Origin of the sequence: Mesorhizobium sp. M1338 (assembly GCF_040318045.1) — a bacterium.
In the GTDB taxonomy this organism is placed as follows: domain Bacteria; phylum Pseudomonadota; class Alphaproteobacteria; order Rhizobiales; family Rhizobiaceae; genus Mesorhizobium.
Window position 1 is genome coordinate 1 of record NZ_JAMYLL010000102.1, and the last position, 5,904, is coordinate 5,904.

Sequence of the window (5,904 nt, forward strand, 5' to 3'; positions counted from 1 at the left end):
GATCAATGCGACAAGCGGCGCGGTCACGGTCGAGCAGTATCTGTCGCTGGATCATCCGACGGAAGCGACGGCCGGCAACGGCTTTGTCAGCTATGACGAGACGCTGGCGCTGGCCAGCGGCAGCCTCGGCGTGACGGTCACGGTCAAGGACGGCGACAATGACACGGCAAAGAGCAACACCGCCGATGTGTCGAGCCAGATCACCTTCGACGACGACGGGCCCTCGGTGACGGTGGCCGCGGCTTCGACGGTGAAGGTCGCGCTCGACGAGACAGCGACCTCGAGCGGCGTTGCCACGATCAACACGGGCGCCATCGTGAAGGGCGACGATCCCGATGTGGCGGGCTCGGGCTATATCTCGACAGCGACCAGCGCAGGAGCGCTGGTGACGATAAGCGCGCTGTTTGGCGCGGATGGTCCCGCGGCCTCGGCGAGCACGGCCTATGCATTGACGGTGACGAATGCCAACTCTGGCCTGACGCTGACGGATGGCTCGGCGATCAGTCTCCAGCTGGTCGGCAACACGGTTGTCGGCATTGTGTCCGGCGGCGCGTTCAATGGCCAGGCGGCGTTTGCGATCTCGATCAATGCGACAAGCGGCGCGGTCACGGTCGAGCAGTATCTGTCGCTGGATCATCCGACGGAAGCGACGGCCGGCAACGGCTTTAACAGTTACGACGAGACGCTGGCGCTGGCCAGCGGCAGCCTCGGCGTGACGGTCACGATCAAGGACGGCGACAATGACACGGCAAAGAGCAACACCGCCGATGTGTCGAGCCAGATCACCTTCGACGACGACGGGCCGACAGTTCTCGACAAGACAGATCTCTATTTCGCCAATAGCGGGACCATCAGCGGAACCGGTGTGTTCGACTACTCCATCGGTGCTGACGGACGTACGACTTACAGCAGCGTCAATTCTGACTTTGCCGCCATCACTTTGGCCGGCACTGTGGCCGCAAACGCGATCACGTCGCCGACCGTAACCTGGGCTTCTGAGACGTCAACGGCGGCCGTATTCAACCTCAGCTTCAGCTATCTCACGGGTGGGGTGTCCACCCAGGAAACAGGCACCATCACTTTCGACAAGGTGGCGGGAACCTACACCGTGGATCTGGCCGCCCCGATTTCCGCAGTGACGATCAGCACTGTGAGCAATTCTTCTTCTATAGTCGGCTATCATGAGGGAACCTCGACGCCTGACGCCAGCCAGCCGGATGTGGCGGTAGCCCAGGTCAATGCAAACCTGTTCATCCAATTTACCGGCTATGCGGAACCGGGCTCTGGAACTGATGCCAATAACCTGCAATCGGGCTCGCTTGACGGCAATTCGCTCACCTACGTGAATGGAGAATATCTCACCCAGGATTCGGCATTCGTGTCCATCTCCGGTACGGCAAACGGCGTTGCCGGCGACACCATGGGCCAGGGAGAAGTCATGGACATGGACTTCTTCACCACAAACCCAACTGGGCTCACAAGTTTGACGCCCACTGCCCAGGTGAGTTCGATGTTTCTGAAGTTCGATGGTATCGGAAACGCTGAGGACTTCATCGTTATTCTGAAACTCTACGATACGGTAGCCGACACCTATACGACGAAGGCCATGTACGTAGAGAACGCCGACATCTTCAAAGGCCCGGGCACTGGTCCGGGCATCTACTCCAGCGTAACGCTCGACAACAATGACGGCCTGTTGATCATCGAATCGAATGACTACAATACTGCCGGTGAGCACTATGTGCTGGTAGGTGCACAGATCACTCCGACCGATGAAGGCATCACCGGCACAGCGATCAATCTGAACGGTGACATCGGTGCCGGCGGAGCGAGCACCGGGTTTCAAAACCTGAACTCCGATACCAATGATAACGGCTTCAAGATTTCCGATATCGGGCTCGTCAGCACCACGACGACGGCCCAAAATGCCGATCTCACCTTCAACGTAACCGTGAAAGACGCGGACGGCGATACCTCAACGGCACAGCAACTGGACGTTCACGTTGTCAACGGTGTTACCTATACTGGCACGGCGGATGCCGAGACCATGCAGGGTACGGCCAATGGCGACACGCTGAACGGCAATGAAGGCAACGATATCCTGCAAGGGTTTGCCGGAGCCGATACTCTGAACGGTGGCGACGGCAATGACCTTCTCATCGGAGGCCTCGGCCAGGACACCATGACTGGAGGAAACGGCGCCGATACGTTCAAGCTCGATGATCTCAACATCAAGGATGTCATCATCGACTACAATGGCGGCGACGGCGACAAGATCGACCTATCGGCGCTGTTCGACACGACTCCTGGCAACATCGGCAACTTCGTGAACTACGATGCGGGAACCGGCGCTCTGAGTGTCGACACGGGCGGTTCGGGAGATCCGGCCAATTTTGTCCCAGTGGCGGAGCTAGTGAATCACCCCGTGGCCAGCACTATCACGCTGCTCTACGACGATGGCGTAACCCAGCATCAGACAACGGCAAACCTGGTTTAACGCCATGGTGCGCGGCCGCGTAATTATGTTATACATCGCTAATATCGAGGGGAGCTCAACATGAAACGTTCTGCAAGACTGCTGGTTTCCGCTGCGACGCTGTTGCTGGCAGTCGGGTCGACGGGTTATGCCGCCGACATCATCGAAGGTCCGACGGGCGACTATTGCCGTACCGTCGGCACGTCCAACCTGGTGCTGAACGACAACATCGTCGATCTCAGGACGCAGGTGGTGAAGCTGATGGACGAGTCGGTGGCCGCCGCCAACAGTTCGGAGTGGATCAACTCGTCCCGGCCCGTCTTTGTCTGGGCGTCGGAGGCCAAGGTCGCTTGCGGCATGGCTTACGGCTACCTGAAGACGAACTACAAGGACGAAGACACACTCAACAAATGCGAGTGTTTTCACGATCGCATGGTCGAGTACATGCACTGACCGGATAGGCGAAGCCACGCCTGTTGGCCATCATGACAGCCGACGGATCATTCCTGAGCGCGATCGCCGGTGCGGTCGCGTTGATCGGCTTTGGCCATGCTGTCACGCCGGCCAGCGCCAACTGGCTGGAGCGACCTTCCGTGGAACAGTCCTCCAATCCGGTGCCACCGGTGCACTGTGAGGCGGCCACGCAGTGGACCCGGCAGACATTCAAGGCGTTTGCCAGCTGCCAGGCATCGATCTATGGCATGGAGCCGCTGCTGGCGCATGCCGTCATGGAGATCGAAAGCGGGTTCGATCCCGGCGTGCAGGGCGCCGATGGCGAAGTCGGCCTGATGCAGGTGATGCCGGCTACGGCCAGAATGCTTGGATTTCGAGGCTCCCTGGACGATCTGAGCGCGCCGGCGACCAACATCGCGCTGGGGGTCAGATATCTTGCGCTGGCCAACAGGCTGGCCGCGGGCGATCTGTGCACCACCGTCATGAAGTATCGCGCCGGGCACAATGAAAGCCGGTTCTCGGCACTTTCGGTGCGCTACTGTCAGCGTGCGCGCGCAATCCTGGCAAGGGAGGGGATCGACGTGACCGGCCCGTTGCCGGTGGCATCCTTCGGCTTTTCCGCATTTTCGCCAGGAGGAGAGGGTGGAGCGCCTGCCCAGGCAAAAGGAGTTTGCGTGCGCCGCGTGTTCGTGCCCGGGCCGCGGTACATGAAATGCGCCTGGTATCGGAGTGCCGGGCAGGCACGACAGATCAAGGCGCTCAGAGCCAGGCTTTTCCACGGATAAAAGAAATGCAGACGGCACGGCAAGTCCGCCGTAACATGTCTTGAAGGCCAGACCGGGAAGCCGGTGGCAAATAGGGGTGGAGTATTCATGGAAGCTGGCCGACCGATCCCCTGTCCACGGACATGGGCAATTGCCCTTGCGCTCGCCATCATGGTGTCGGGCTGCCAATCGAAAGATCGCGTTTCCGAAGCGCTCGATCCGGCGGCGGTTGCCGTACCTGCCGGGCAGAATGGCGCCGCTGTTGCCGGTCCAGTCCAGGCGACCCAGTCGCTGGGCACCGGTCCGACGAAGATCACCATGTTGCTGCCGCTGTCCGCCGCCGGAACGGCAGGGGAAAACGGCAGGAAGATGCTCGATGCCACCAAGCTGGCGATGACGGATATCGGCAATGGATTGCTTACGCTGACGGTAGAGGACACCAGAGGCGACAGCACTCTGGCCAGCAAACTGGCGATAACGGCCATAACGACGGGGTCGAAGGCCGTCATCGGCCCGACCGAACTGCCGGCGGCCCAGCATATTGCCAGACTGTCGGGATCGACGCGGCCACCGGTGCTGGCACTTGCCGATAATTTCGCCGGCGGCGCCGGGGTTTATGCCGTGCTGCTGGGCGAAGCGGACAGCGCCGCCGCGGGCGCCGCGGGACTGGCGGCGAAAGGCAGCAAGAAGTTCGTCCTGCTGGTCGCGGCAGGGCCAAACGCCGGCGCCGTGGAAAAGCGGGTCGCAAACAGCCTCAGCATCTACGGCGCGACGCTGGCGGTCACCGTCCCGTATTCGGCCGGCGACAGTGGCGCGAAAGCGGTCGACGACATGGGCTCGCTGGTGGAAGCCCCCGACGCCGTCATCGTCGCCAGCGGCGATGGCAGTCCGTCAGCCATCCTTGCCGCCCTCAAATCAAAGGGCATTCCGGGGAAGAAAATCTCCGTCGTCGGAACCAACCGTTGGCTGGACCATCCCATGGATCCGCTTTTCGAGGGGGCCTATATCGCCACACTCGATCCGCGCGAAACCGGGCCGATCGCCGACCGCTTCAGGACGACATACAACTACCCGGCCGACGTCAACGTGGCCTACGCCTATGATATGGTTGCCCTGACCGCAGGGATTGCCAGTTCGGTCGGGCCTGAAGGCTTCAGCAAGAAAATTCTCGAAAATCCAAACGGGTTTCGTGGATCGACAGGCCTGTTCCGGTTTCGGGCCGACGGATCCAGCGAACGATCGATGCCGTTCTATCGGATTGAAAAAGGTGCTCTCAAGCTGGTTGCCAAATCGACGTCGGGTTTCTGATCGGCGAGAAGCCTTGAGAACCCGTTCGAGCTGATGGGCAGGTTTGTCCGCAGCCGCCAGGCGATCGGGCTCGGAAGCCTGCTGCTTCTGGCTGGGATCCTGCTGATCGGTAGGGCCGGGGCTTTGCTCCCGATCGATCGGCCTGTCCTGGCCCCTTCGCAGGATGGTGACGACACGCAGCCAATCCGACCCCCCGCGACTGTTATCGACGAACAACGCCGAGAGCCGGCGCGCAAGGTTGCTCAAGACCTCATCGCTCCGCCACGGCTCGATCCCGCGGAGATCGAACGGGTCGAGCCCCGCCCGCCGCTCAGCGAGCTCGGTCTCGCCGTGCCCCCGAAAACGCCGATGCCCAAGGATTGGCGGGAAGTCTTGCTCTACCGCCCGATCGCGACGGAGTCGGTGGTTTTCGAATCCGTGGGCCGGAAGGTGATCATCAGCGGGGCGCAAGGCATCGACCTCGACAGATCCTGCTCGTTTCACGACGTCAACTGGCCATGCGGTCAGCGCGCACGCGCCGCTTTCAATGCCTGGCTGAGGGGACGCGCGCTGAAATGTTTCGTGCCGCCGGACGTCGAGCGCTTTGCCATCGCCGCGCCGTGCAGGCTGGGCAAGCAGGATGTCGGCGCCTGGCTTGTCTCCAATGGCTGGGCCACGGCGCTGCCGAGCGGCATCTACGGAAAGGCGGAGGCCACAGCCAGAAATGCGCAGATGGGCATATTCGGTTCGGCACAATAGCCGGCCATTCAACCCTGATATTTTGTTTGTTAACCGTCACGGGTGCAGCTTTCCCTAAAGCGCGTTGGGCCGGAGTCGATTAATGGTTTAGTGGGGGGGGGGGTTGTGGTTGTTTTTTTTTTATTGTGGTTTGGACAAAAACGAGTGCAGTTTGTGGGGCGGGGG

The 5,904-nt window shown here is 61.0% G+C and carries 5 protein-coding genes; all 5 read left to right on the forward strand.

The window, feature by feature from the left end; all coding sequences use genetic code 11:
• The coding region (locus tag NKH19_RS32840; protein WP_352873660.1) for a DUF5801 repeats-in-toxin domain-containing protein at positions 1-2,497 on the forward strand (2,497 nt) is incomplete at its 5' end.
• 60 nt (positions 2,498-2,557) lie between these two features.
• Positions 2,558-2,929 carry a hypothetical protein gene (locus NKH19_RS32845; RefSeq protein WP_352873661.1) on the forward strand — a complete coding sequence of 124 codons (372 nt, stop codon included), beginning with the start codon at positions 2,558-2,560 and terminating at the stop codon, positions 2,927-2,929.
• Between the two features lie 32 nt (positions 2,930-2,961).
• On the forward strand, positions 2,962-3,714 hold the full coding sequence (locus tag NKH19_RS32850; RefSeq protein WP_352873671.1) for a lytic transglycosylase domain-containing protein: 753 nt from the start codon (positions 2,962-2,964) through the stop codon (positions 3,712-3,714).
• An 87-nt stretch (positions 3,715-3,801) separates the two neighbouring features.
• Entirely contained in the window at positions 3,802-5,001 is a 1,200-nt protein-coding gene (locus tag NKH19_RS32855) for an ABC transporter substrate-binding protein (protein ID WP_352873662.1), read from the forward strand.
• Positions 5,002-5,124: 123 nt separating this feature from the next.
• Positions 5,125-5,739 carry a thermonuclease family protein gene (locus NKH19_RS32860; protein WP_352983850.1) on the forward strand — a complete coding sequence of 205 codons (615 nt, stop codon included), beginning with the start codon at positions 5,125-5,127 and terminating at the stop codon, positions 5,737-5,739.
• The last annotated feature ends 165 nt before the right edge of the window (positions 5,740-5,904 follow it).

Excerpts from the sequence above, each read along its gene's own strand:
- NKH19_RS32855 (WP_352873662.1), top strand. The coding sequence starts at position 3,802 with ATGGAAGCTGGCCGACCGATCCCCTGTCCACGGACATGGGCAATTGCC.
- NKH19_RS32850 (WP_352873671.1), top strand. The coding sequence starts at position 2,962 with ATGACAGCCGACGGATCATTCCTGAGCGCGATCGCCGGTGCGGTCGCG.
- NKH19_RS32845 (WP_352873661.1), top strand. The coding sequence starts at position 2,558 with ATGAAACGTTCTGCAAGACTGCTGGTTTCCGCTGCGACGCTGTTGCTG.